We start from the raw sequence: 24565 nt of genomic DNA, 5'->3' as shown, positions 1-24565 counted from the left end.
CCCGGCGTGCCCTCGGCATGCCCGCGAGAGGAACCCCCATGACGACGACGCAGACCGACGACCGACCGCTGGCCGGCATCCGGGTGCTCGACCTGACCCGCGCCCTGGCCGGGCCCTACGCCACGCTGCTGCTGGCCGGCCTCGGCGCCGAGGTGATCAAGCTCGAGGACCCCGACGGCGGCGACCTGGCCCGGGAGAACAGCCCGTACCTGGGCAAGGACGGCGTGACCGTGGGCCGCGCCGACCCCGACGACGTCTCCTTCTCCCACCTCACCCGCTCCCGCGGGAAGTCCGGCATCACGCTGGACCTCAAGCGCGAGGGCGCCGGCGAGGTGTTCGCCGACCTGGTGCGCGGCTGCGACGTCGTGGTGGAGAACTTCACCGCGGGGACGGCGGCCCGCCTCGGCGTCGACCACGCCACGGTCGCGGCGATCAACCCGCGGGTGGTCTACCTGTCGCTGAGCGGTTTCGGGCAGGACGCCAAGGCCGGCAGCAAGGCGATGGACGTGCTGGTCCAGGCGCTGAGCGGGGTCATGTACACCAGCGGCGAGCCCGGGGAGCCGCCGGTGCGGCTGGGCATCCCGGTGGCCGACATGCTCGCCCCGGTCTTCGGCGTCATCGGCGTGCTGGCCGCCCTGGAGCGCCGGCACCGCACCGGGACCGGCGACTGGGTCGACGTCTCGATGCTGGGCGCGCTGACCTCCTTCGTCGCGATCGAGAACTGGGGCGCGATGGCCGCGGCCGGCATGGAGGCCCGCACCGGGCGCACCGTGCACCGGCTCTCGCCCTTCGGCGTCTTCGAGTGCAAGGACGGCTGGGTCGCCGTCGTCGCGGTGCACGACAAGCTGGCCACCGGCCTGTTCGCCGCGATGGGCAGCCCCGAGCTGGGTGCGGACCCCCGGTTCGCCACCCGCGACGCCCGGGTCGCGCACGCCGTCGAGCTCGAGGCCCGGATCGAGGACTGGTCGCGCACCTGCACCCTGGCCGAGGCCCTCGCCGCGCTGGAGGCCCAGGGCGTGCCCGCGGCCCCGGTGCGCACGCCGGAGGAGGCGCTCACCGACCCCGACACGCTGCGCCGCCAGGAGTCGGTGCCGGTCGTGCACCCGGTGCACGGGCCGTCGGACCTGCACACCGCGGGCATCCCGATCACCTTCACCGAGGCCACCACCGGGTTCGACGACGTCCTCCCGCTGCACCTGGGCCAGCACAACGAGCAGGTCTACCGCGACCTGCTGGGCTACGACGACGACCGGCTGCGCGACCTGGCGGACCGCGGGGTCATCTGATGACCGCCTTCGGCCGGCTGCTCGCCGCGCACGCCGACCGCCGGGCGCCGGGGCCGGAGGGGGCCGTGCTGCTGGCCGGCCCGGTGCCCGCCGCCGCGCTGGTGGTGGCCGCCGGCCTGCACCCGGTCGAGCTGGTGCCCGACCCCGGCGCCCCGACGCCGATGCTCGACGCCCTCGCCGGCGACGTCGCGCTGACCGCCCGCGACCGGTCGGTGGTCGAGCAGGTGCTCGCCCGCGCCGGCACCGTCGCCGGGGTCCTGACCACGGGCCGGACGCCGGCCGACGCCGGTCTGTTCGCCGTGCTGCGCGAGCTGGGCCGGACCACCGGGACGCCGCTGCCGCCGTTGGCCCACCTGGACGCGCCGGGCCTGGACCGCCCCGCCTCGGCGGCCTACCGCGCCGCCCGCGAGGCCGAGGTGCTGCGCTGGCTGGGCGAGCTGGCCGGCCGGGCCGTCGACGACCGGGCGCTCGCCGCGGCCCGGGAGCTGGTCGCCACCCGGGACGCGGTGCTCGGCGAGCTGGCCCGCGACCGGCGCTCGGCGTCCCCGCGCACCACCGGCTGGGCCGCGGCGGTCGCCCGGCAGGCCGGCGCCGCGATCGGCCCGGCCGCGCACCTGGAGCTGCTGCGGGCGCTGGTCGAGGACGGCTTCGCCGGGGTGCCGCGCCCGGACCCCGCCGCGCGCCGGGTGGTGCTGGCCGGCAGCGCGCAGGACGACGCCGCCCTGGTCGCCGCCGTGGAGGAGCGCGGCCTGGTGGTGCTGGACGCCACCGACGGGGCCGAGCTCGGCTGGGCGGCCACCGGCCCCGGCCGGCCCGGTGACGAGCTGGTCGACCTGCTGCTGCGCGAGGCCCGGGAGCGGTCGGCCGCCGCGGTCGTGCACGTGTCCCGCGACGAGGACGAGGTGGCCCGCTGGGACGCCGCCCGGCTGGTCGCCCGCGCGCCCGCCGACGTCGAGGTCGTCGTCGTCCGTGGCGGGGCGGCCCAGCTGTCGGCCCCGGCGCCCGCGGTGCGCCCCGCCGGGGGTGCGCGGACCGCCTCCCCGCCGGGGCCGCGGTCGCGCAAGGTGCTGACGGTCGCGGAGTCCTACACCGCCTACCAGCGGGAGTGGTTCGCCGAGGTCACCGGCCGGGCCCGGGACGGCGAGCCGTTCGCGGTGGTCGGGGCCGACTACCCGCACGAGCTGCTGCGGGCCCTCGACGTCCCGTACGTGGTGACCCAGTGGTGGGCCTCGATCGTGGGGTCCAAGCGGATGACCGCGGGCAACCTGGCCGCGCTCGCCGCCGGCGGGTACGCCCCCGACGTCGAGCCCTACAGCGCGCAGGGCCTGGCCAGCCACCTGGCCGAGGAGGCGCCGTGGGGCGGGCTGCCGCGGCCGGCCGTGCTGGGGGCGGCGCTGGGCACCCCGGTCACCCACCGGATCTACACCGCGTGGGCGCACGAGACCGGTGCCCGCTACCTGCCGGTGGAGCGGACGGCGGAGTCCCGGGCGCGGCTGTCGCCCACCTGGTGGGCCGACCTGCCCGAGCACTGGGACGACGCGGTCGAGGCACCCCGGCTGGACCTGCTGCGCGCCGAGCTGGATGGCGTCGTCGCGGGGCTGGAGCAGGTCACCGGCCGGCGGCTGGACCACGACCGGCTGGCCGAGGTGCTGCAGCTGGCCAACGAGCAGGCGGTGGCGAACCGGGAGGCCCGCGACCTGCTGGCCGCCGCGCGCGCGGCGCCGGCCGGGGTGGTGGACACGATGCCGGCGACGATGGTCCCGCAGTGGCACCGCGGCACCGTCTGGGCGCGCGACGCCGCCCGCGCGCTGCGCGACGAGCTGGCCGCCCGGGTCGCCGCCGGGCAGGGCGTGGTGGACGACGAGCGGCTGCGGCTGATGTGGGTGGGCCGCGGCATGTGGGGCGACACCGGCCTCTACCAGCACCTGGAGGCCAGCCACGGCGCGGTCTTCGTCTGGTCGATGTACCTGGGCCTGGCCGCCGACGGCTACGAGCGCCGCTGCGCACCCGGCCAGGACCCGCTGCGGGCGCTGGCCAGCCGGTTCGTGGTGATGGGCGACGAGCTGCGGATGCCCGGGTGGGCCGGGCCGTGGCACGTCGAGGAGGCGCGCCGGCACGGGGTGGACGCCGCGGTGGCCATCGCCGACGCCGACCCGTTCGTCGTCCGGGCGCTGGAGGACGCCGGCGTGCCGGTGCTGCGGCTGGGCCTCGACAACACCGCGCACGACGCGGGGGCGGTGGCCCGGGCGCGGCTGGAGGAGTTCGTCGACGGCCTGGTGGGCGCCCGCGCCGGACGGTGAGCTGGTTCGGCGGCTACGTCCTGGGGACCCTGGGCTCGGGCACCGGCATCTGGATGCTGCGGCTGGGCCAGACCCTGGTGCTGCTGCAGGTGCCCGGCGCCGCGGGCTGGACCGTCGGGGTGCTCGCGGCGCTGCAGACGGTGCCGGTCGTGCTGCTGGCGCCGCTGCTGGGGGCGGTGGCCGACCGGGTGCCGCGGCTGGCGGTGTTGCTGGCCGGGCAGCTGGTGATGGCCGGCGTCGCGGTCACCGAGGCGGTGCGGGTGCTGGCGGGCACGCCCGTGCTGGCGCACTCGCTGGTGCTCGCCGGGGTGCTGGGCTGCGCCGCGGCCCTGGACCAGCCGGTGCGCACCTCCGCCGTCGCCGACCTGGTGCCCGCAGCCCGGCTGCCCCGGGGTGTGGGCGCCGTCGTCCTCACCACCCAGCTGGGCCGGGTGCTCGGGCCGGCCGCCGGGGCCGGGCTGATCGCACTGCGCGGCACCGGCGCGCTGTTCTCCGGCTGCGCGGCGCTGTTCGCGGGCTTCGCGGCGCTGCTGGCCACCCGGGCCGGGCGCCGCGCCGGCCGGGTGGTGCGGCCGGGCGGGTCCTCGGCGCGGGCGGCCCTGCGCCGGGACCCGCAGCTGCTGCTGGTGCTGTGGTTCGTCGGCTGGGGCGGGCTGGTGGGGCCGAACCTGACGACGCTGGCCACGCTCACCGTGGTCGAGGCGTTCGGCGGCGACGCGGTCGCGGTCAGCGGGGGAGCGCTGGCCCTGGCGGTGGGCGCGGTCGGCGGCGCGCTGTGGACGACGGCGGCCCGGCGCACCCCGACCACCCGGGCCGTCGGTGCCGGCGCGGTGGCGTGCGGGCTGAGCGCGGCGGTCTCCGGGGCGGCGCCGACGCTCCCGGTCTACCTCGGCGCGCTGGTGCTGTGCGGGGCGACGTCGGTGTTCATGGCCTCGCAGGGCAGCGCGCTGGTGCAGGTGCGGGTGCCCGACGAGGTGCGCGGGGCGGTGACCGGGTTGTTCACCGTGGCGCTGGTGGCCGGCGTCCCGCTGGGCGCACCGCTCATGGGGTGGGGCTCCGACGTCCTCGGCCCGCGGGCGACCGCCGCGCTGGCCGGCGGGGCGGTGGTGCTGGCGGCCGCCGCGGGCCTGCTCCGACGCGGTCGGCCCTGACCTTCCGCATGGTGGAAGTCCGGTTCTGCAGGCCGGGTGACCCGGCTCACCATGGTCCGCGTCACCGCCGACGCCCCCGGGAGGGACCGCATGACCTCGATCGTCCGCAACCAGTGGTACGTCGCCGCGTACGGCCGCGAGATCGGCCGCGAGGTCTTCGGCCGCACGATCTGCGGTGAGTCGATCCTGTTCTGGCGGCGCGAGGACGGCACCGTCACCGCGATGAGCGACCGCTGCGTGCACCGCCGGTTCCCGCTCTCCGAGAAGCCCTCCCACCTGGTCGGCGACACCGTCGTCTGCGGCTACCACGGGTTCACCTACGACGCGGACGGGAAGTGCGTCGCCGTCCCCGGCCAGACCCGGGTGCCCCGCACCGCGCGGCTGAAGAGCTACCCGGTGGTCGAGCAGGACAGCTTCGTGTGGGTGTTCATCGGTGACGACGACCGCAGCGACTCGGTGCCGATCCCGCGCGCGCCGTGGCTGGACCAGGAGGGCTACACCACGGTGAGCGGCATGGAGCCGCTGGCCGCGCGCGCCAGCCTGCTGGTCGACAACCTCATGGACCTCAGCCACGAGACCTACCTGCACGGCGGCTACATCGGGACCCCCGAGGTCGCGAACACCCCCATCACCACCGAGGTCGACGAGGACGCCCAGGTCGTCTACGTCTCCCGGCACATGGACGACGCCGACTGCCCGCCCTTCTACGCGAAGTCCACCGGCATCCAGGGCCGCATCGTGCGCTGGCAGGACATCGAGTTCCACCCGCCGTGCCTGTACCTGCTGCACAGCCGGGTGGCCCCGGTGGGCGTGCTGCCGGACGAGGACGGCAGCGACCCCGGCGGCTTCCACGTCGAGGTCGTCTACGCCATCACCCCCGAGACCGAGCACTCCACGCACGACTTCTGGGCCGTGGCCCGCGACTTCGCGCTCGAGGACGAGGGCGTCAGCGACTTCCTGCGCGAGAGCAACCGCACCGTCGTGCTGCAGGACGTCGTCGCCCTCGACGCGCTCGAGCGGGTGCTGGCCGGCGAGCCCGACGGCTACCAGGAGCTGTCGATCAACATCGACACCGGCGGTCTCGCCGCCCGCCGGATCATCGCCGCCCAGGCCGCCGCCGGCGCCGAGCAGGTCCCCGACTCCCCGGCGACGCTGGCGTCCCGGTGAGGGACACCGTGGCCCCCACCCGGGTGCTGGACGGCGACCGCGTCACCCGGGTGGCGTGGCTGCCCGGCAGCGACCGGCTGCTGGGGGAGTGCTCGTGCGGCTCGCGCGCCGAGGGGGGCGACCCGATCGGCATGTGGGAGTGGCTGCTGGCCCACCCCGACCACCCGGCCCAGGTCACCGAGCCCGACGCCGGCACGCCGGTCGACCACGTGCCCCCGCCGCACCGGGTGCTCCGCCCCGAGCAGGCGGCCGGCCCGCGGACCCCGCTGCGGTGAGCGAGCAGGAGCTGCGCCTGGTCGTCGCCTCCCGCGGCGACGGTGCCGAGGGCGTCGTCGTCCTCGAGCTGGCCGACCCCGACGGCGCCGCGCTGCCCGCCTGGACCCCGGGCGCGCACGTCGACCTGGTGCTCACCGTCGGGGGGGATCGGGGGGCAGGGCCGGGTCAGGAGCTGACCAGGCAGTACTCGCTGTGCGGGGACCCGGCCGACCGGTCGCGGTACCGGATCGGCGTGCTCCGCGAGCCCGCCGGTCGCGGCGGGTCCGCGCACGTGCACGACCACCTGCGCGAGGGCGACGAGGTCTGCGTGCGCGGCCCGCGCAACCACTTCGAGCTGGTGCCGGCGCCGCGGTACGTCTTCGTCGCCGGCGGCATCGGGATCACCCCGATCCTGCCGATGGTGGCCGCCGCGCGGGCGGCCGGCGTCCCGGCGGAGCTGCACTACGGCGGGCGCAGCCGCCGGTCGATGGCGTTCCTGGAGGAGCTGGAGGGCCACGTGCTGCACCCGCAGGACGAGGTCGGCCTCATCGACCTGGACGCGGTGCTCGGCGACCTGCCCGACGGCACGCTGGTCTACTGCTGCGGCCCCGAGCCGCTGCTGGCGGCGGTCGAGGAGCGGGTCGCGCCCGAGGTGCTGCACCTGGAGCGGTTCACGCCCAAGGACGTCGGCGACCCGGTGCGCAGCGACGCCTTCGAGGTGGAGCTGTCGCTGTCGGGCAGGACGCTCACGGTGCCGCCGGACCGCAGCATCATGGCCGTGCTCCGGGACAACGGCGTCGAGGTGCTCAGCTCCTGCGAGGAGGGCACCTGCGGCACCTGCGAGACCGGGGTGCTCGAGGGCGAGGTCGACCACCGCGACTCGCTGCTCACCCCCGCCGAGCAGGCCGCCAACGACGTCATGTTCGTCTGCGTCTCCCGCGCGGCCTGCCCGAGGCTCGTGCTGGAGTTGTAGGCATGCGGACGGCGAACACCAAGCTGCTCGCCGTCCTCGACGCCTTCACCCGGGACCGCCCGCGGCTGACGCTGTCCGAGATCGCCCGCGCGGCCGGCGTCCCGCTCTCGACCGCGCACCGGCTGGTCGCGGAGCTGTCGTCGTGGGGCGGGCTGGAGCGCGACGAGGACGGCGGCTACCGCGTCGGGCTCCGGATCTGGGAGCTGGGCGCGCTGGCCCCGCGCGGGCTGGGCCTGCGGGAGGCGGCGCTGCCGTTCATGGAGGACCTGTACGAGGTCACCCACGAGAACGTGCAGCTGGCCGTCCGCGAGGGCCACGAGGTGCTCTTCGTCGAGCGGTTCGCCGCGCGCGGGGCGGTCACGGTGCTCACCCAGGTCGGCGGCCGGTTCGCCCTCGCCCCGACCGGGGTGGGCCTGGTGCTGCTCGCGCACGCCCCCGCCGAGGTGCAGGACGCCGTGCTGGCCGGCCCGCTGGAGCGGTACACCCGGCAGACCGTCACCGACCCCGCCCGGCTGCGCCGGCTGCTGGCCGAGGTGCGCCGTGCCGGGCACGCGATCAGCGACCGGCAGGTCACCGACGACGCCGTCTCGGTGGCCGCGCCCGTGCGGCAGCGGGGCGCGGTGGTGGCGGCCCTGTCGATCGTGGTGCGCGGTGACGCAGCGGGCGTCGTCCGGCCCTACGTCAACGGCGTGATGGCCGCCGCGCGGGGGATCAGCCGGTCGCTCGGGGACTGAGCGCCGTCTGCGGCCCGACCACCCGGTCGCGGCCGGTGCGCTTGGCCTCGTAGAGCCGCGCGTCGGCCCGGCCGAGCAGCTCGGGGGTGTCCAGCGGCAGCGGGTTGGGGCTCACCGCCGCGCCGATGCTGACGGTGACCGGCAGCGCGCCGACCAGGTGGTCCCACCTCTTGTGCGCGATCCCGTGCCGCAGCTGCTCGAGCACCGCGGTCGCGTGGTCGATGCCGGTGCCGGGCATGACCAGCAGGAACTCCTCGCCGCCCATCCGCGCGGCGAAGGCGTCCTCGCCGACGGTGGAGGCGACGGCCTCCAGCACCCGGGCGACCTGGCGCAGCACCTCGTCGCCGACCTCGTGCGAGCAGGTGTCGTTGATCCGCTTGAAGTGGTCGAGGTCGACCAGGCCCACCGACAGCGGCCGGCCGGGCGAGGCACTGGCCAGCAAGCGGGGGAGCTGCTCGTCCAGGTGCCGGCGGTTGTGCAGCCCGGTCAGCGCGTCGCGCAGCGACAGCTCCCGGTAGCGGCGGCTCTGCTGGCGGGCCTCGGTGGCCTCGTACATGGCCTGCAGGGTGCGGGCGCGGACGTCGCGCTGCTCGGACTGCAGGGCCAGCGCCGCGTCGGCGTAGCGGACGTGCTCGGCGTACGCGGCCTGGAAGTCGCCGGCGTCGGCGTGCAGCGCGGCCTCCTCGCGGCGCGCGCGGATCCGGATGGAGGTCAGCCCGTGCGCCTCGCACCGCCGGATGCACTCCTCCAGCGAGCTGCGGGCCTCCTCCAGCCGGCCGCGGGCGCGCTGCACCTCGGCGTGGGTGAGCAGGAAGTCCGCGCCGGCGTCGCCGTCGGGGGAGCGGGCCAGGACGTCGGGGTCCAGTCCGGGCCGCAACGCCTCCTCCGCCTCGTCGAGGCGGCCCAGGCCCATGAGGACCCGGCCGATCGTGTCGGTGGTGGCCAGGTCGGTGGGCAGGTCGTGCTCCACGGCGAGCTCCTGCAGCCGGACGACGGCGGCCTGCGCGGTGTCGTGCAGCCCGGCCAGCGAGGCGGTGTAGGCGCTGTTGTTGAGGATCTGCGAGAGCCGGGTGACGTCGCCGAGCCGCTCGGCGAGCACCAGCACCTCGGCGTAGCGGTCCTGCGCGCCGGTGTCGCCCTGCAGGCCCAGGCAGTCGGCGAGCCGCTTGCGGTGGTCGATGCGCACGGTGACCGGGACCTCGTCGTCGAGCAGGTCGACGGAGTGCACGGCGTGCTCGAGGGCCTGCGAGAGGTCGCCCAGCTCCTGGAACACCGCGGCCATCAGGTGGTGCGCGCGGGCCTGCAGGAAGCGGGCCTGGTGCTCGACGGCCCACCGCTGCACCGCCTGCGCGGTGGAGCCGGCGTCGGCCAGGTGGCCACGGCGGCGGCGGACGTCGGCGCCGACCAGGTCCGCGCGCAGCGCCAGGTCGACCAGGCCCAGCTCGCGGGCGGCGGTGGCGGCACCCTCGGCGGAGGCGGCGACGCCGTCCAGGTCGGTGTCGAAGCGCGACAGGGCCTCGAGCCCGCCCACGGCCGCCTCGACGGCGGCACGGGACGACCCGTCCGCTGGTCGCACCGGCCCGGAGTCCACGTCGTCCCATCGTCGCGGGGGCGCCGGACGTTGAGCCCGGCCCGTCGGCACCCACCCGGACGGGTGGGTGTCGTTACCTTGCACCGTCCGGGGTTCATCGGGAACCCCGCAGGGCAGGTGGCGGTGTGATCTCCGCACTGCGCCGCCGGCTGGACCACCTCGTGCGGAGGCTGGACGCCGACCGCTTCCTGTTCGTCGTCCTGCTGGGCTTCGGCGGCTCGGTCGTGCTCACCCGGCTCTACCTGGAGCTGACCGGCTACCCGACCGTCGGCGGGGACACCCTGCACATCGCGCACGCGGTGTGGGGCGGGTTGCTGCTGTTCGTCGGCGGGCTGCTGCCGCTCGCCCTGGCCAACCGGTCCGCGCTGCTGGCCGCGGCGTGGGCCACCGGCATCGGGGCGGGGCTGTTCGTCGACGAGGTCGGCAAGTTCATCACCGTCGACAACGACTACTTCTTCCCGGCGGCCGCACCGGTGGCCTACGCGGTGTTCGTGCTGGCGCTGTGGCTCTACGTGCGGGTCCGCGGCCGCCGGGACCCCTCCCCGGCCTCGGAGATGCACGCCGCGCTGGAGCTGCTCGGCGACGTGGTGGACCGCGACCTGTCCGAGGCCGACCGGGAGGAGCTGGACCGCCGCCTGCAGGCGGCGTCGCGCTCGGAGCACGAGCGCATCGCCCGGCTGGCCGGCGACCTGCTGGAGCTGTCCCGCAGCGGCGCGCTGGAGGGCGGGGTGACCGAGCCCGGCCGGGTGCGCCGGCTGGTCACCGGCGCCGACGAGTGGGCGAACCGGCACCTGTCCGGCGCCCGCCTGCGCCGCGTCACCGCGGGGGCGCTGGTGCTGCTGGGGGTGGTCGCCGTCGCCGACCTCGCCGTCGTGGTGTTCATCGGCCTGGACCTGCTGGACGGCACCACGACCGGCCTGGCCGACGCGGCCAACGACTACGCCCGGGTGGGCATCCAGGACGGTCTGGGGACAGCGCTGCTGCTGGCCCGGGTGGGCCTGGACGTCGTGGTCGGCGTCCTGCTGCTGGTCGCCGCGGCCCACCTGCTGCGCGGCCGGGACCGGCGCGGCGTCGAGCTCGCGCAGGGCGCGCTGCTGCTGGCGCTGACGCTGGTCAACGTGCTGCTGTTCTACACCGACCAGTGGGTGGCGTCGGGGGCCGCGGTGACCGAGCTCGTCGTCCTCGGGCTGGTGTGGCGGACCCGCCGGGAGGTGCTCAGCGGGCGGGACGCACGAAGGAGTTCAGCTGGGCGGTGACGACCCCCGGGAAGGCCTCGAAGGCGGCGGCCCGCTCGGGGGAGGCGTTGTAGACCGCCTCGACCTCGCGGAAGCGGTCCTCGTCGCCGTCGAGGGCGACCGACCAGACGAAGGCGTCGTTGGCCTCGTCGACCCAGGCCTCCAGCACCCGGAACCCGTACTGCTCGCGCACCGGCAGGATCGAGGGGAACCAGGCGACGAAGTCGGCCATCCGGCCGGGCTCGACGGAGTAGCGGCGCAGCTGCACGGTCGTGGTCACGCCGCCGAGTCTGCCGGGGCCCGGCCGGGCCCCGGCAGCCGGATCAGGCGGGCGGTGCGTAGAACTGCAGGTCGTTGCCCTCGGAGTCCTTGAAGGGCGCGATCCGGCCCCACGGGTGGTCGCTGATCCCGCCGGTGAACTCCACCCCGGCGCCCTGCAGCCGCTGCACCTCGGCGTCGATCCCGCCGTCGGGCTGGAAGGTGATGACCGCGCCGCCGTCGGCGTGCCGCGCCGTCCCCTCGCGGGCGTTGAGGCCGATCATCAGGCCGCCCGCGTCGAACTCGCTCCACTCGTCGGTGACCTTGCCCTCGCTGAGCCCGAGGGTGTCCCGGTAGAACGCCCGGGCACGCTCCATGTCGTCGACCGGCACCCACACGCTCGCCACACCGCTGGCCATGACCTGCTCCTCTCGTCGGGTCCCGGGCCCCTGCCCCAGCGGGTGGGGGGCCCAACCGTCGGGTTCACTGGTGGCCATGGCCGACCGCAGCTGGGGCTTCCGCACCCGCGCCCTGCACGCCGGGGGGCAACCCGACCCGGTGACCGGCGCCCGGGCGGTGCCGATCTTCCAGACCACCAGCTACGTCTTCGAGAGCCCGGACGACGCCGCGGCGCTGTTCGCGCTGCAGAAGTACGGCAACGTCTACAGCCGCATCGGCAACCCGACCGTGGCGGCGTTCGAGGAGCGCATGGCCTCGCTGGAGGGCGGGCTGGGCGCGGTGGCGACGTCGTCCGGGCAGTCGGCGGAGTTCCTCACCTTCGCCTCGCTGGCCGGGGCCGGTGACGAGATCGTGGCGTCGGCGAACCTCTACGGCGGCACCGTCACCCAGCTCGACGTCACGCTGCGCCGGTTCGGGGTGTCCACCACGTTCGTGCGCGGCACCGACCCGGCCGACTACGCCGCGGCGATCACCGACCGCACCAAGCTGGTGTTCGCCGAGGTGGTGGCCAACCCGGGCAGCGAGGTCAGCGACATCCGCGGCCTGGCCGACGTCGCGCACGCCGCCGGCGTCCCGCTGGTGGTCGACGCGACCACCGCCACGCCCTACCTGTGCCGGCCGATCGAGCACGGCGCGGACATCGTGATCCACTCGGCCACCAAGTTCATCGGCGGCCACGGGACGACGATCGGCGGCGTGGTGGTCGACGCCGGCACCTTCCCGTGGGCCAACGGCCGGTTCCCGCAGATGACCGAGCCGACGCCGTCCTACGGCGGGCTGTCCTGGTGGGGCAACTTCGCCGAGTACGGCTTCCTGACCAAGCTGCGCAGCGAGCAGCTGCGCGACATCGGGGCGTCGCTGTCCCCGCACAGCGCGTTCCTGCTGCTGCAGGGCGTGGAGACGCTGCCCCAGCGGATGCGCGAGCACGTGGCCAACGCGCGCCGGGTCGCGGAGTGGCTCGAGGCCGACGACCGGGTGGCCTGGGTGCGGTACTCCGGCCTGCCCTCCCACCCCTCCCACGCACTGGCGCAGCGGTACCTGCCCGAGGGGCCGGGGGCGGTGTTCAGCTTCGGGGTGGTCGGCGGCCGCGAGGGCGGACGCCGGTTCATCGAGGCCGTGCAGCTGTGCAGCCACCTGGCCAACATCGGCGACGCCCGCACGCTGGTCATCCACCCCGGCTCGACCACGCACGGCCAGCTGTCGGCCGAGCAGCTGGAGACCGGCGGGGTGTCGGCGGACCTGGTGCGCATCTCGGTCGGCCTGGAGGACGTCGAGGACATCCTCTGGGACCTGGACCAGGCGCTGACGGCGGCGACGAAGTGACCCGCCCCGGACCCACCGCGGGCCAGCGGCAGGAGATCCTGGACCGCACCCGGACCGTCGCGGTGGTGGGTGCCTCGGACAACCCCTCCCGCGCCTCCTACTTCGTGGCCACCTACCTGCTGGCCAGCACCGGTTTCGAGGTCTGGTTCGTCAACCCGCGGGTCGACGAGATCCTCGGCCGGCCGGTGTACCCCTCGCTGGCCGAGTGCCCCGGGGTGCCCGACCTGGTCGACGTCTTCCGGCGGCCCGCGGACCTACCCGGGGTGCTGGACGAGACGATCGCGGTCGGGGCGCGCACGTTCTGGCTGCAGCTGGGCCTGTCCGACGACGCGCTGGCCGAGCGGGGCGAGGCGGCGGGCCTGGACGTGGTGATGGACCGCTGCCTGAAGATCGAGCACGCCCGGTTCCACGGCGGCCTGCACCTGGCCGGCTTCGACACCGGCGTCATCACCTCCCGCCGCCGCCCCCTCCGCACGTAGCTCTGTGCGGCGCCCTCCGCGGCCCCGCGGCGGCCCGGGGCCCCGCAGCGGGGTAGGAGGTGATCCCTGACGGTGGGAGGCGGTTGCGACCACCCCCGACCGTCGGCGATCACCTCCCACCCCCGGCCGTGGCCAGCCCGGTGAGCCCGCCGGCACCGCCGACGCGGTCCAGCGCCCGCCACAGCCAGCCGTCGTCCGGGGTGGTCTTCCCGCGCACCTTGCCGATCGCCCGCGGCTGCTCGCCGAAGACCCGGGTGGCCGGCCCGCCGGCGGCCAGCTCGCGCAGGACGCGTGCCCGGAGCTGCGCCCAGCCGCGGGTGAGCATCTCGTAGGTGATCCGCACGAACCGGATGCCGACCGACCGCAGCAGGTCCTCGATGCGCTTCTCCTCGCAGAGGTCGGCCGGCGTGCTGAGGACGTACTTCGACCGCCCGTCGAACTCGATCGCCAGCGCGGCATCGCCGTACCAGCCGTCGACCACCTTGAGCAGTTCGCCGTCGAGCCACAGCTCGACCTGCGGGACGAAGGGCGGCAGCCCACCGGCCGCGAAGGCCAGCCGACCGCACGTCTCCAGCCAGCTCTCCGCCCGGCCGTCGGCGAGCTCCAGCACCCGGCGGACGGCGGGGGTCCCGGCGACGGTGGCGTGCCGGGCCAAGGTCTCCAGCAGCTCCTCCTTCGTGGTCAGGCCTCGCAGCAGGGCGGCGTCCACGGCGGCGACGGCGTCGACCTCGGGCCAGTCGCGGGCAACGTCGACCACGGTCCTCGGCGCGGTGGTGAGGAGGTAGGCACCCCGGCGGGTGATCTCCTCGGGGGGCACCGCGGCCCGGTGCAGCACCCAATCCCGGCCGCGGGCACCCGGGCCGTCGGGGTTGACCAGGTGCACGGGCTCGGCCGGGCCGCGGCGGCGGGCGGGCCGGGGCAGCGCCCAGACCCAGGCCGCAGTGCCGGCGCACAGCGGCATCGTGCCGCCGCCCACGGCGTCGCACACCGCCAGTGCGTGCAGGCCGGGGAGGCGCCGGGTGCGTTCGACCTCGGCCCAGTCGGCGGCGGAGACGTAGGAGCCCGGTCGCACCCGGCGCAGGTCGCCGCGGCGGACCGCGGCCGCGATCTCGCGGTCGGTCATCCCGCGGTCGAGGAGCCCGCGCCGGGTCAGCAGGCCCAGCCGTGCGCGGGCGGTCTCCCGGGTCTCGAGAGGCAGCACGATCGACATGCCGGTGACGCTGGCGCACCGCGAGCCCGCGCGGGGGCGACGAGCGCGATCTGTGGACGGCGCCGGGCCCTGTGGACGGCGCCCGCGCGACGTCGGGCGGCCGGGGTAGGAGGTGATCCTGCACGGTCGGAGGCCGTTGCACGCACCTCCGACCGTCAGGGATCACCTCCCACCAGGGTGGGCCGGCGCGGGACCGGCGTGCGGCTTGCCCGGGTGGCCACCGGGCGGGCCGGGTGGCGCGGGCGGGGAGGATGGGGGCGTGCCGCACACCTCACCGACCGACGGGTGGACCACCTGCGCGCTGGGCCACCGGCACTGGGGGCTGGTGGGCGCGGCCGGGCTGCTGGTGCACCGGTCCGGGCCGGCGGGCACCGAGGCGCTGCTGCAGCACCGCGTCGGGTGGAGCCACCACGGCGGCACCTGGGGCACCCCGGGCGGGGCACTGGACCTGGGCGAGACCCCGGCCGACGGGGCGCTGCGGGAGGCGCGGGAGGAGCTCGGGCTGCTGCCCGAGCAGCTCGCCCTGGGCGCGGTGTCCGTCGACGACCACGGCGGGTGGAGCTACACCACCGTGCTGGCGGTGCCCACCGGCGAGCTCGACCCGTCGGGCCTGGTGCTCAACCGGGAGAGCACCGAGGTGGCGTGGTTGCCGCTGGCCGACCCCGGCGTCGAGCTCCACCCGGGGCTGGCGGCGAGCCTGCCCGCGCTGCGCGCGCTCATCGGCTGAACCGCCTCGACCAGCCGCACCCGCGCGGGCACGAACCCGGTCCGCCGCTGGTGGTAGCGGGTGCCCGCGGGGGTGAGCAGCATCGACCCGGAGACGACCAGCAGCCGCACGTCCTCGGCGAGCAGGTGCTCGACCACGGCCAGGTGCAGCAGGGAGCGCAGCGCCGCGCCCGCCGGGTTGCCCGGGGCGGTCACCAGTGTCGCGAGCCCGCCGACCTCGGCGTCCACGACGAGCTCGGCCAGCCCGACCGCCTCGCCCTCGGCCGTGCGGGCCACCAGCACGCGGGTCCGGACGTCGCCGGGCCGCTCGACCACCATCGCCGCCGGGTCCTGGTGCCGCAGCCGGGCGACCACGTCCACGGTCGTCCGCCGCTCGGCGTCGTCGGTGACGAGGGCGCAGGTCAGCCCCGCGTTCCTGGCCCGGGTGATGTTGGTCCGCAGCGCCTGCCGCGGGCGCCCGGCCAGGTGCTCCGCGGCCGTGGCCGGCAGCCGGAGCACCGCCACCGGGCCCCGGTCCCAGGCGGCGACCCGTGCGTCCCCGCCGAAGCAGCGGCGCAGCTCGGTGCCGGCCGGTCCGCGCGTCAGGGGGAGGTCCACGACGGGCAGGCCCCGGAGCACCCGGAGGGTGGCGACCAGGCCCGCGCGGGCCTCGGCGGTGCCGAGCGCGGTACGGGCCTTCGCGACCGGGCCGGGCGCGAGGTGCACGGCAGAGGCCCACTGGGCCGCCGCCTCCACGGCCGCGTCCCCGGGCCACGCGGAGGTCCTCCGTGCGTCGTCCGCCATGCCGCCCGACCCCCTCCGCGACCTGCCGGACCCCCCGGAGGCGGGCTGACGGTAGAAGGCGGACCTGGCAGTTCGCCGGCGACACGCAGGCGTTCCGTTCCGGCATGATCACCGCGTGAGCAACCGCGCCGCCCGGGTCTGCTGGGGTGTCCTCGCCGCCGTCGTCGTGCTGTCGGTGCTCACCGAGTTCGGCCGGTCCCTGGCCGGGGTCGGCGACCTCGAGGGCGGCACCGGCACCCGGGTGGTCCGGTTCTGGAGCTACTTCACGATCCAGAGCAACGTGCTGACCCTGCTGTCGGTGCTGCCGCTGGTGCGCGACCCGCAGCACGACGGGCGCTGGTGGCGGCCGCTGCGGCTGACCGCGCTGCTGGGCATCACGGTCACCGGGCTGGTCTACGCGGTCGTGCTGGCGCCGCTGCAGGACCCGACCGGGCTGGGCGCGCTCACCAACGCCGGGTTGCACTACGTCGCCCCGCCGCTGGCCCTCGTCGGCTGGCTGCTGCTCGGCCCGCGTCCGCGGGCCACCTGGCCGACGGTGGGCTGGGCGATGGTCTGGCCGCTGGCCTGGATCGCCTACACCCTGGCCCACGGCGCGGTCAGCGGCTGGTACCCCTACCCGTTCCTGGACGTCGGGGAGCTCGGCTACGCGGTGGCCCTGCGCAACACCGGGTTCGTCGCCGTCCTCGCGCTGGTCCTGCTGTCGCTGTGCCGCCTGCTGGACCGGCGGCTGCCGGTCACGGGCCGAGGGTGACCGCCACCAGCCGGTGGTCCCCGACGTCCAGCTGACGCACCTCGGGGTCGCGGCCGCGGGCCCCGTGCAGCGAGAGGACGTGGTCGAACTGCACCTTGGGGTCCGGCGCGGGCCAGGTGCGCTCGGCGACCAGCCGCCGCCCGCCGGTGACCAGCGCCGACAGCGACCCGCCCAGGTTGAGGTCGCCGGCGACGACGACCGGGCCGGGCAGGCCGGCCACCCAGCGGTGCACCCGGCGCAGCTGCCGGGCCGCGGTGGGCGCCGCGAAGGACAGGTGGGTGGCCACGACCATGAGCCCGTCCAGCTCGGCCGCGACGGCGGCCCGCGGCTCGTCGGGGAACCACCACAGCCTCCGCGCGCCGGTGCGGGGGTCGGGGGCGACCAACGGCAGCTTGAGCGGGCCGGGGTCCAGGTGCAGCACGTGCCAGCGGCGCACCGGCAGCCGCGACACCAGTGCGATCCCGTAGTGCGGCCCGGTCAGGGAGCCCTGGTCGAGCACCGGGTCCAGCCGCGACCAGGACGCGAACGGGTCGGGCGTGCCGGCCAGTGTCGGGGCGAACCGCCAGTCGGTCGCCCCGAGCGCGCCAGCGACCACGGCCGGCTGGTGCACCCGGTGCGAGCGGGGCTGGTCGACGTCGACCTCCTGCAGCGCCAGCACGTCGACGTCCAGGTCGGCGACGGCGGCGGCCAGCGCCCCGGCGTCGACGGAGCGCCCGGACGCGTCCCGGCCCGAGGCCAGGTTGAAGGAGCCGACGCGCACCGGCACAGGGTGCAGGTTGTGCGCACGTCCGGCACGCCGGTCGCGTCTGCCGGGCCTCCGCCCGGGTAGGGGCCGGGCATGACGACGGTGGGCGAGCACGTGGTGGCACGGCTGGGGGAGTGGGGCGTGCGGCGCTTCTACGGCTACCCCGGCGACGGGATCGGCGGCGTGATGAGCGCGCTGCGCAAGGCGGTGGACGCCGGCGACGCGGAGTTCGTGCAGGTCCGGCACGAGGAGACCGCCGCCTTCGCCGCCTGCGCCGACGTGAAGTACGGCGGGTCGCCGATCGGCTGCGCGGTGGTCACCAGCGGCCCGGGTGCGGTGCACGCGCTCAACGGCCTGTACGACGCCAAGCTCGACCACGTCCCGGTCGTCGCGCTGCTCGGGCACACCGCCCGCAACGCCCAGGGCAGCGGCTACTACCAGGAGGTCGACCTGCTCAACCTGGTCAAGGACGTCGCCGGGGCCTACGTCGCCCAGGTGAGCGAGCCCAGCCAGGTGCGGCACGTCGTCGACCGCGCGGCCCGGACCGCGCTGGCCCACCGCACCGTCACCGCCGTCGTCCTGCCCAGCGACGTCCTGGTCGAGGACGCAGTCGTGGAGCCGCCGGACGCGCACGGCTACGCGCACACCAGCGCCGTCCCCAGCACGACCGCGACCGTGCCGCCCGCGGCGGCGCTGCGCGAGGCGGCCGCCCTGCTCGACGGCTGCGAGAAGGTGGCGGTCCTGGCCGGGGCTGGCTGCCTGGGCGCGACGAGCGAGCTGACCGCCGTCGCCGACCGGCTGGACGCCGGGGTGGCCAAGGCGCTGCTGGGCAAGGCCGTGCTCGACGACCGGCTGCCCTGGGTCACCGGTGCGATCGGGTTGCTGGGCACCCGGGCCAGCTGGGACCTGATGCGGGAGTGCGACGGCCTGCTGATCGTCGGCTCGACCATGCCGTACTCGGACTTCTACCCCGCCCCCGGCCAGGCCCGGGCGGTGCAGATCGACATCGACGGCGCCAACTGCGGGCTGCGCTACGACACCGAGGTCAACCTGGTCGGCGACGCACAGCAGACCCTCGCCGCGCTGCTGCCCCTGCTGCGCACCGACCGCGACGGCAGCTGGCGCGAGCAGGTCGGGCAGTGGACGCACGCCTGGCGGGAGCAGTCCGCCGCCCGCGTGGGCGCGAGGACGCACGAGCTGAACCCGGAGTTCGTCGTCCGGGAGCTGTCGGACCGGCTGCCCGACGACGCGATGCTGGCCGTGGACTGCGGGACGGCGACCAGCCACTTCGCCCGGGACGTCGACCTGCGCCCCGGCATGCTGGCCAGCCTCAGCGGCACGCTGCTGTCGATGGGCGGGGCGCTGCCCTACGCCATCGCGGCCAAGGTCGCCCACCCCGACCGGCCGGTGTTCGCCCTCGTCGGCGACGGCGCCATGCAGATGAACGGCGTCAACGAGCTCATCACGGTCAGCCGGTACTGGCGCACCTGGGCCGACCCGACCTTCGTCGTCCTGGTGCTCAACAACCGCGACCTGTCGTTCGTGACCTGGGAGATGCGGGCAATGGTCGGCGACGTCCCCTTCGCCGAGAGCCAGGACCTCCCCGACGTGCCCTACGCCGACTGGGCGCACCTGCTGGGCCTGGGCGGGCGCCGGATCAGCGAACCCGGTGAGGTGGCCGGGCTGTGGGAGGAGGCGCTGGCGGCCGACCGCCCGTTCGTCGTGGACGCCGTGGTCGACGCGAACGTGCCGCTCATCCCGCCGCACCTGACCCTGGAGCAGGTGGTGAACACCGCGAAGTCCCAGCTGGAGGGCGACCCGTCCGCCCCGCTGGTCATCGCCGACGGGCTGCGCGAGGCGGTGGGGGCACCGGCGAAGGGGCTGTGGCACCGGGCGAAGCAGGCGCTCGGCGGCGAGTAGCGTCCGCCGGGTGAGTGCACTGGACGGCGTCTCGGAGACCTTCGACCCCGCGGCGTGGGAGCAGGTGCCGGGCTTCGAGGGCCTGACCGACCTGACCTACCACCGGGCGGTCGAGGGCGGTGTCGTCCGGGTCGCGTTCGACCGGCCCGAGGTGCGCAACGCTTTCCGGCCGCAGACGGTCGACCAGCTGCTGCAGGTGCTCGAGCACGCCCGGCTGGACACCTCCGTGGGCTGCGTCCTGCTCACCGGCAACGGGCCCAGCCCCCGCGACGGCGGCTGGGCGTTCTGCTCCGGCGGGGACCAGCGGGTCCGCGGCCGGTACGGCTACGAGGCCGGCGCCGGGGTGAACGGGCGGCTGCACATCCTGGAGGTGCAGCGGCTCATCCGGTTCATGCCGAAGGTCGTGGTGTGCGTCGTCCCCGGCTGGGCGGCCGGCGGCGGGCACAGCCTGCACGTGGTCAGCGACCTGACCCTCGCCAGCGAGGAGCACGCCCGGTTCAAGCAGACCGACGCCGACGTCGGCAGCTTCGACGGCGGCTACGGCTCGGCCTACCTGGCCCGGCAGGTCGGCCAGAAGTTCGCCCGCGAGATCTTCTTCCTGGGCAGCGAGTACTCCGCCGCCGACGCGCACCGGATGGGCATGGTCAACGCCGTCGTCCCGCACGCCGAGCTGGAGACCCGGGCGCTGGAGTGGGCGCGCACGATCGTGGCCAAGAGCCCCACCGCCCAGCGGATGCTGAAGTACTCGTTCAACCTGGTCGACGACGGCCTGGTCGGCCAGCAGCTCTTCGCCGGGGAGACGACCCGCCTCGCGTACATGGCCGAGGAGGCCGTCGAGGGCCGGGACTCCTTCCTGGAGAAGCGACCGGCCGACTTCTCCCGTTTCCCGTGGCACGTCTGACCTTCCGGCCGCACACGGGCCGTAGTGGCTTACCGTGTTACGTGTGACTCGCCGACGCTGGATGGTCTCGGTCGTTGTGGTGACTCCACTCAGTCGTGCACAGTGGACCCCGTGACGAGCACCGACCTGCCCGCCCGCGCCGCGCACCGCTCGCCGGGCCGCCCGCTGAGCCCTGAGCTGTCCGAGCAGCTGGTGGCCGTGGCCGTGGACATCCTGGCCGACGAGGGCTGGGGTCGGCTCAACAGCGACCGGGTCGCCGCCCGCGCCCGGGCCGGCAAGGCCGGCATCTACCGGCGCTGGCCCACCATGTCCGCCCTGGTGCGGCACGCGGTCACCGGCTTCGAGCTGGTCACCTGCCCCGAGGACACCGGCTCCCTGCGCGGTGACCTGGTGGCGCTGCTGCAGCCGTGGACGCGGGCGCTCTCGCGGGAGGAGCGCGCCGCGGCCGGTCTGGTCGGCGCGGCGCACCACGACGAGGAGCTGCGGGCCGGGCTGGACGCCGCCGTCGTGAAGCCGCTGGCCACCGTGCTCGACGAGCTGGCCGCCCGCGCCGCCGACCGCGGCGAGGGCATCAGCCCCGAGCGGCTGGCCCTGCTGCGCACCCTGGTGCAGGCGCTGTGGTGGGAGCGCTACACCGCGTTCTCCACGCCGCTGTCCGACGCCGAGGTCGCCGACCTGGTCGACTCCGTCCTGCTGCCCGCGGTCACCGCCCCCACCGCCTGACCGCTACGGGGTGGTCCGCCGGGCCACCCGCGGGTCCGGGGGCAGGTCGCGCTCGAGCTCGGCCACCCGCCGGAACGCCGGCGGGGCGTCGGCCCGGTCGGCCAGCTGGGCGAAGCCGTTGCCCACCGCGTCCAGGGCGGGCCGGCTGCGGCGCCGGGCCTCCTCGGCGACCGCCCTGCTGGCCCGCGCGGCCGGGTCCGCCGCGCGGATGACCGTCATCTGCTCGCCCAGGGCCACCCGGCCGGTCGTGAGCAGCAGGGCGCTGCTCAGCGCCGCCACCAGGCCGATGCCGTCCTCCTCGCCGACCTGCTCTACCCAGGTCGCCCGCAGCGCCCGGGCCAGGCGGTCCTCGCCGTCGCGCAGCAGCTCCCGCTGGTGCACCCGCAGGGAGGGGCTGGCCAGGGTCCCGGCGGCGAACGCGGCGCCGGTCGGACGGCGCAGCAACCCGGGGACGGCGAGCACGTGGCGGGTGATCCAGGCGTGGGCGGTGGCCACCGCACCGGTGCCCGGGGCGCGGTGCACCACGGCCCGCGCCGGACCCTCCACCCAGGGCGCCCGCCCGGCGAAGTAGAGGTCCTCCTTGGTCGGGTAGTGGTTGAAGACGGTCTGCACGGCGACGTCGGCGGCCTGCGCCACGTCGGCCACGGTCACCGCGTCGAAGCCCCGCTCGGTGAACAGCCGCTGCGCCACGACGCGCAGCTCGTCGTGCGTCCTGGCCTTCTTCCGGGCCCGGCGGTCGGCCGGCGCTGCCGTCATGGTTTGACATCGTAAAGTGACGACGGCCGTGGCGGGAGCAGCTCAGTCCGTATCGCCGGCCCAGTCCGCCGACACGGCCTGCGCCCACGAGCGCAGCAGCACCGGCAGGTCGACCACGTCGAGGTCGGCGGCGATGTCGGCGACCGTCGTGCGCCACTGCGCAGGTGGTCGCTCCAGCAGCGGCCGGCGGGCGCCCTCGCCGACCAGGGTGCGCAGCCGCTGCACGGTGTCGGCGTCCCCGCCGTGCTGGGCGTCGTAGGCGGCGGTGGCGAGCTGGACCAGCCCGGCCGCGCGCAGGTCGCTGGGCGCCTCGTCGCGCAGCCCGCGGACGGTGACGTCGAACAGCCGGGTGCAGCTGGGGGAGGCCCCCTCGTGCCGGGCCTCCAGACCGGGGACGGCGGCCAGCACGGCCCCGCACCCGGGGCACCGCGACACCACGGTGGGCGCCTGGGGGAGGGAGGGGGACCCGGCGGCGGGGCTGTCGGGCGTCACCCCGGCGATCCTGCCGCACGCCCGGGCGCGCCGCCGGAGGCAGGGGGTTCAGGCCCCGGGGTGTCCGGGCACCGGGTGCGGATGGCTCCCCGCATTGCCGTCCTCGACGTGGACGGCACCCTCGTCGACTCCAACTACCACCACGCGCTGGCCTGGTACCGCGCCTTCCGGTCGCTCGGCGAGACGGTGCCGGTGTGGCGGCTGCACCGGTTGATCGGCATGGGCGGGGACCAGCTGGTGGCCGCGGTGGGCGGCGACGAGCTGGAGGAGCGCCTCGGCGACGCCGCCCGCGAGCGGTGGGAGGAGGAGGTGCAGCCGCTGCTCGGCGAGCTGGCACCGCTGCCGGGGGCGCGGGACCTGCTGGTCGCCGTCCGGGAGCGGGGGCACCGCCTGGTGCTGGCCAGCTCGGGCAAGGCCGACCAGGTCGACCACTACCTGGACCTGCTCGACGCCCGGGACCTGGCCGAGGCGTGGACGACCAGCGACGACGTCGAGGCCTCCAAGCCCGCGCCCGACCTGCTGCGGACGGCGCTGGCCAAGCTCGGCGAGCCCGAGGACGCGCCGGCCGTCGTGGTGGGGGACTCGGTGTACGACGTCGAGGCGGCGAAGCGGGCGGGGATGCCCGCCTACGTCGTCCGGTCCGGCGGGTTCGGGGACGACGAGCTGCGGGCGGCGGGCGCGGTGGAGCTGTACGACACCCCCGCCGACCTCACCGCCGCCCTCGACTCCACCCGCTGGGCCGGTGAGCAGCGTTGATCAGGGAGGTTGATCCAACTCCGTCCTGGTCCACCAGATCTCGTGAGGGAGGACGGACGTCGATCAACTCCCCTGATCAACGCTGAGCAGGAGGGGCGTCAGGCGGCGCGCTCGACGTACTCGCGGACGGCGACCATCGGCGGGCGCTGGTCCACTGCCACCGGCACGCTGGTCGGCACGAAGCCGTCGCCGTCGTGCGCGAACTGGGTCAGCAGGCCACCGGGGGCGCTGCGGTGCCGGTCGCTGCTGCCGCGGGAGGCCCGGGCGAGCACGGTGGACACGATCTGGCCGGCCATCACGCCCAGCGCCTCGTCGGTCTGGTGCGAGTGCACCCGCGTGCCGAGGTCGACCTGGGCCAGCCCGGGCAGGCCGCACACCTGCAGCAGGTCGACCAGCAGGCCCACCTCCACGCCGTAGCCGGAGACGAAGGGCACCTGCTCCAGCGCCGAGCGGCGTCCGGCGTACTCCCCGCCCAGGGGCTGCACGAACCCGGCCAGCTCGGGCCACAGCGCGTTGAGCAGCGGGCGGGCGGTCAGCTCGGTGACCCGGCCGCCGCCGGCCGGACGGACCTGGCCGTCGACGGTGAGCGGGCGGGTGTAGCAGCCCTTGACGTAGGAGACCCGCGGCTGGGTGAGCAGCGGGGTCAGCAGCCCGGGGACGTAGTGCGCGGTGTCGTTGAGCAGGTCGGAGTCCATGAACACGACCAGGTCGCCGGTCGTGGTGGCCAGCGACTTCCACAACGCCTCGCCCTTGCCGGGGCGGGAGCCGTGGGCGGGCAGCACGTCGGCGGTGGCCACCACCTGCGCGCCGGCGGCCCGGGCGACCGCGGCGGTGTCGTCGGTGGAGTCGGAGTCCATCACGACCAGCTCGTCGACCAGGGGGACGTCGTCCACCCAGCGGGCGACCAGGTCGACGACCAGGCCCCCGACGGTGGCGGCCTCGTTGCGGGCGGGCAGCACGACGCTGACCCGGTGCCCGCCGGCGCGCTTGGCGGCCAGCAGGGCGGCGGTGTCGATCTCGGCCAACGAGGTGGCCGACGTGGTGCGGTGCTCGAACCAGGCGCGGGCGTCGGGTCGCATGGGCACCACTGTCGGCCACCGGTGCGCCCCGTGTCGCGCTGGTGGGACCGGGTTCACCTGATCTTCACAGGAGCGGAACAGCAGAGGTGCTCAGGGGTGGCGGACGACGCGGCCCCCGCCGCAGGCCCAGGCCACGCGCAGCCCGGTGCGGGCGCGGTCGAGCAGCTCGCCGGGGGAGCGGTCGCGGGACACCGCGGTCAGCCCCGCGGCTGCCGGGCGGCCGGCCACCCGCTCGGCGACCTCCAGCAGGCGGTCGGCGACGGCGTCCAGGTCGGCGGGGAGCACGGCGAGCACCACGAGGACGTCGTCCCCGTCGGTGCCGACCCAGTCCTCGGTCCGGGTCTCCCGGCGCAGCGCGGCGCGGACGGCGGTCGTGCGGTCCTCGTCGACGGCGATCACCAGCAGCGAGGCGAGCGGGCCGGCCAGGTGCAGGGCAGCCGCCAGCGAACCGGCGCGCAGGGGCGCGGTCGCGGGCTGCTCCAGCAGGGTCACACGGTGGTGATCGGCTCGCC

24 protein-coding genes and 1 pseudogene are annotated in these 24565 nt (G+C 76.0%); 16 read left to right on the top strand and 9 right to left on the bottom strand.

The annotated features are described in order from the left end of the window. Positions 1-38 precede the first annotated feature (38 nt). From BM158_RS11195 to BM158_RS11165, 7 genes and pseudogenes are all read left to right on the top strand, one after another. Positions 39-1286 (top strand): CaiB/BaiF CoA transferase family protein, encoded by a 1248-nt coding sequence (locus BM158_RS11195; RefSeq protein WP_091558018.1) that lies wholly within the window; start codon positions 39-41, stop codon positions 1284-1286. After that, the gene (locus BM158_RS11190; protein WP_091558014.1) at positions 1286-3586 is read left to right on the top strand and encodes a 2-hydroxyacyl-CoA dehydratase family protein; all 2301 of its coding nucleotides are present in this window, start codon (positions 1286-1288) and stop codon (positions 3584-3586) included. Before BM158_RS11195 ends, BM158_RS11190 begins: the two co-directional genes overlap by 1 nt. Then, positions 3583-4737: an MFS transporter gene (locus BM158_RS11185; protein WP_091558012.1), complete on the top strand. Its 1155-nt coding sequence runs from the start codon at positions 3583-3585 to the stop codon at positions 4735-4737. Before BM158_RS11190 ends, BM158_RS11185 begins: the two co-directional genes overlap by 4 nt. Before the next feature lie 90 nt (positions 4738-4827). Beyond that, entirely contained in the window at positions 4828-5904 is a 1077-nt protein-coding gene (locus BM158_RS11180; protein ID WP_091558849.1) for an aromatic ring-hydroxylating oxygenase subunit alpha, read from the top strand. Then, positions 5901-6179, top strand: coding sequence for a hypothetical protein (locus tag BM158_RS11175; protein ID WP_091558009.1), 279 nt, complete (start codon positions 5901-5903; stop codon positions 6177-6179). Before BM158_RS11180 ends, BM158_RS11175 begins: the two co-directional genes overlap by 4 nt. Next, positions 6173-7132: pseudogene (locus tag BM158_RS11170) on the top strand (PDR/VanB family oxidoreductase); the annotation flags it as partial. The gene BM158_RS11175 and the pseudogene BM158_RS11170, both read left to right, overlap by 7 nt. Positions 7133-7134: 2 nt before the next feature. Beyond that, complete coding sequence (locus BM158_RS11165; protein ID WP_091558002.1) at positions 7135-7866, top strand: IclR family transcriptional regulator; 732 nt, start codon at positions 7135-7137, stop codon at positions 7864-7866. Here BM158_RS11165 and BM158_RS11160 read toward each other — a convergent pair. Continuing rightward, positions 7844-9442, bottom strand: a complete 1599-nt coding sequence (locus BM158_RS11160; protein ID WP_229827684.1) for a GGDEF domain-containing protein — start codon at positions 9440-9442, stop codon at positions 7844-7846. The two genes, BM158_RS11165 and BM158_RS11160, sit on opposite strands and share 23 nt — an antisense overlap. Positions 9443-9582: 140 nt before the next feature. Here BM158_RS11160 and BM158_RS11155 point away from each other — a divergent pair, with 140 nt between their 5' ends. Continuing rightward, positions 9583-10713 (top strand): hypothetical protein, encoded by a 1131-nt coding sequence (locus BM158_RS11155; RefSeq protein WP_091557995.1) that lies wholly within the window; start codon positions 9583-9585, stop codon positions 10711-10713. Here BM158_RS11155 and BM158_RS11150 read toward each other — a convergent pair. Beyond that, positions 10673-10972 (bottom strand): hypothetical protein, encoded by a 300-nt coding sequence (locus tag BM158_RS11150; RefSeq protein ID WP_131802024.1) that lies wholly within the window; start codon positions 10970-10972, stop codon positions 10673-10675. The genes BM158_RS11155 and BM158_RS11150 overlap by 41 nt on opposite strands. Positions 10973-11015: 43 nt before the next feature. Then, positions 11016-11369 carry a VOC family protein gene (locus BM158_RS11145; protein WP_165628894.1) on the bottom strand — a complete coding sequence of 118 codons (354 nt, stop codon included), beginning with the start codon at positions 11367-11369 and terminating at the stop codon, positions 11016-11018. A 76-nt stretch (positions 11370-11445) separates the two neighbouring features. Here BM158_RS11145 and BM158_RS11140 point away from each other — a divergent pair, with 76 nt between their 5' ends. Together BM158_RS11140 and BM158_RS11135 are read left to right on the top strand one after the other, a co-directional pair. Then, positions 11446-12732: an O-acetylhomoserine aminocarboxypropyltransferase/cysteine synthase family protein gene (locus BM158_RS11140; RefSeq protein ID WP_091558844.1), complete on the top strand. Its 1287-nt coding sequence runs from the start codon at positions 11446-11448 to the stop codon at positions 12730-12732. After that, a complete protein-coding gene (locus BM158_RS11135) occupies positions 12729-13211 on the top strand; it encodes a CoA-binding protein (protein ID WP_091557991.1) in 483 nt (160 codons plus the stop codon). Before BM158_RS11140 ends, BM158_RS11135 begins: the two co-directional genes overlap by 4 nt. Positions 13212-13320: 109 nt before the next feature. Here the strand turns inward: BM158_RS11135 and BM158_RS11130 are convergent, their stop codons facing one another. Beyond that, positions 13321-14421, bottom strand: a complete 1101-nt coding sequence (locus BM158_RS11130) for a hypothetical protein (protein ID WP_091557988.1) — start codon at positions 14419-14421, stop codon at positions 13321-13323. Positions 14422-14680: 259 nt separating this feature from the next. On the opposite strand from BM158_RS11130, the gene BM158_RS11125 reads away from it, so the two are divergent. Further along, complete coding sequence (locus BM158_RS11125) at positions 14681-15148, top strand: NUDIX domain-containing protein (protein ID WP_091557985.1); 468 nt, start codon at positions 14681-14683, stop codon at positions 15146-15148. 897 nt (positions 15149-16045) lie between these two features. Then, a complete protein-coding gene (locus tag BM158_RS11120) occupies positions 16046-16681 on the top strand; it encodes a Pr6Pr family membrane protein (protein WP_091557981.1) in 636 nt (211 codons plus the stop codon). Here BM158_RS11120 and BM158_RS11115 read toward each other — a convergent pair. Continuing rightward, complete coding sequence (locus BM158_RS11115; RefSeq protein WP_229827685.1) at positions 16665-17441, bottom strand: endonuclease/exonuclease/phosphatase family protein; 777 nt, start codon at positions 17439-17441, stop codon at positions 16665-16667. The two genes, BM158_RS11120 and BM158_RS11115, sit on opposite strands and share 17 nt — an antisense overlap. 78 nt (positions 17442-17519) lie before the next feature. On the opposite strand from BM158_RS11115, the gene BM158_RS11110 reads away from it, so the two are divergent. The 3 genes from BM158_RS11110 to BM158_RS11100 all read left to right on the top strand — a co-directional run bounded on the left by BM158_RS11110 (position 17520) and on the right by BM158_RS11100 (position 20970). Continuing rightward, positions 17520-19346 (top strand): thiamine pyrophosphate-requiring protein, encoded by a 1827-nt coding sequence (locus tag BM158_RS11110; RefSeq protein ID WP_091557975.1) that lies wholly within the window; start codon positions 17520-17522, stop codon positions 19344-19346. A gap of 10 nt (positions 19347-19356) precedes the next feature. Continuing rightward, entirely contained in the window at positions 19357-20247 is an 891-nt protein-coding gene (locus tag BM158_RS11105; protein ID WP_091557973.1) for a 1,4-dihydroxy-2-naphthoyl-CoA synthase, read from the top strand. 111 nt (positions 20248-20358) lie between these two features. Further along, positions 20359-20970 carry a TetR-like C-terminal domain-containing protein gene (locus BM158_RS11100; RefSeq protein WP_165628893.1) on the top strand — a complete coding sequence of 204 codons (612 nt, stop codon included), beginning with the start codon at positions 20359-20361 and terminating at the stop codon, positions 20968-20970. Positions 20971-20973: 3 nt separating this feature from the next. On the opposite strand, the gene BM158_RS22045 is transcribed toward BM158_RS11100, so the two are convergent. Continuing rightward, positions 20974-21726, bottom strand: a complete 753-nt coding sequence (locus BM158_RS22045; protein ID WP_091557969.1) for a TetR/AcrR family transcriptional regulator — start codon at positions 21724-21726, stop codon at positions 20974-20976. 42 nt (positions 21727-21768) lie between these two features. Further along, positions 21769-22218 carry a DUF5946 family protein gene (locus tag BM158_RS11090; RefSeq protein WP_091557965.1) on the bottom strand — a complete coding sequence of 150 codons (450 nt, stop codon included), beginning with the start codon at positions 22216-22218 and terminating at the stop codon, positions 21769-21771. Positions 22219-22299: 81 nt separating this feature from the next. Here BM158_RS11090 and BM158_RS11085 point away from each other — a divergent pair, with 81 nt between their 5' ends. Further along, positions 22300-22974, top strand: coding sequence for an HAD family hydrolase (locus tag BM158_RS11085; RefSeq protein WP_091558840.1), 675 nt, complete (start codon positions 22300-22302; stop codon positions 22972-22974). A gap of 98 nt (positions 22975-23072) precedes the next feature. On the opposite strand, the gene BM158_RS11080 is transcribed toward BM158_RS11085, so the two are convergent. Then, positions 23073-24053 (bottom strand): glucosyl-3-phosphoglycerate synthase, encoded by a 981-nt coding sequence (locus BM158_RS11080; RefSeq protein ID WP_091557961.1) that lies wholly within the window; start codon positions 24051-24053, stop codon positions 23073-23075. Positions 24054-24143: 90 nt separating this feature from the next. Next, positions 24144-24545, bottom strand: a complete 402-nt coding sequence (locus BM158_RS11075) for a hypothetical protein (protein ID WP_091557958.1) — start codon at positions 24543-24545, stop codon at positions 24144-24146. Positions 24546-24565 lie beyond the last annotated feature (20 nt).

Origin of the sequence: Klenkia taihuensis (genome assembly GCF_900112525.1) — a bacterium.
In the GTDB taxonomy this organism is placed as follows: Bacteria; Actinomycetota; Actinomycetes; order Mycobacteriales; family Geodermatophilaceae; genus Klenkia; species Klenkia taihuensis.
This window is presented reverse-complemented; position numbering and strand designations above follow the sequence as displayed.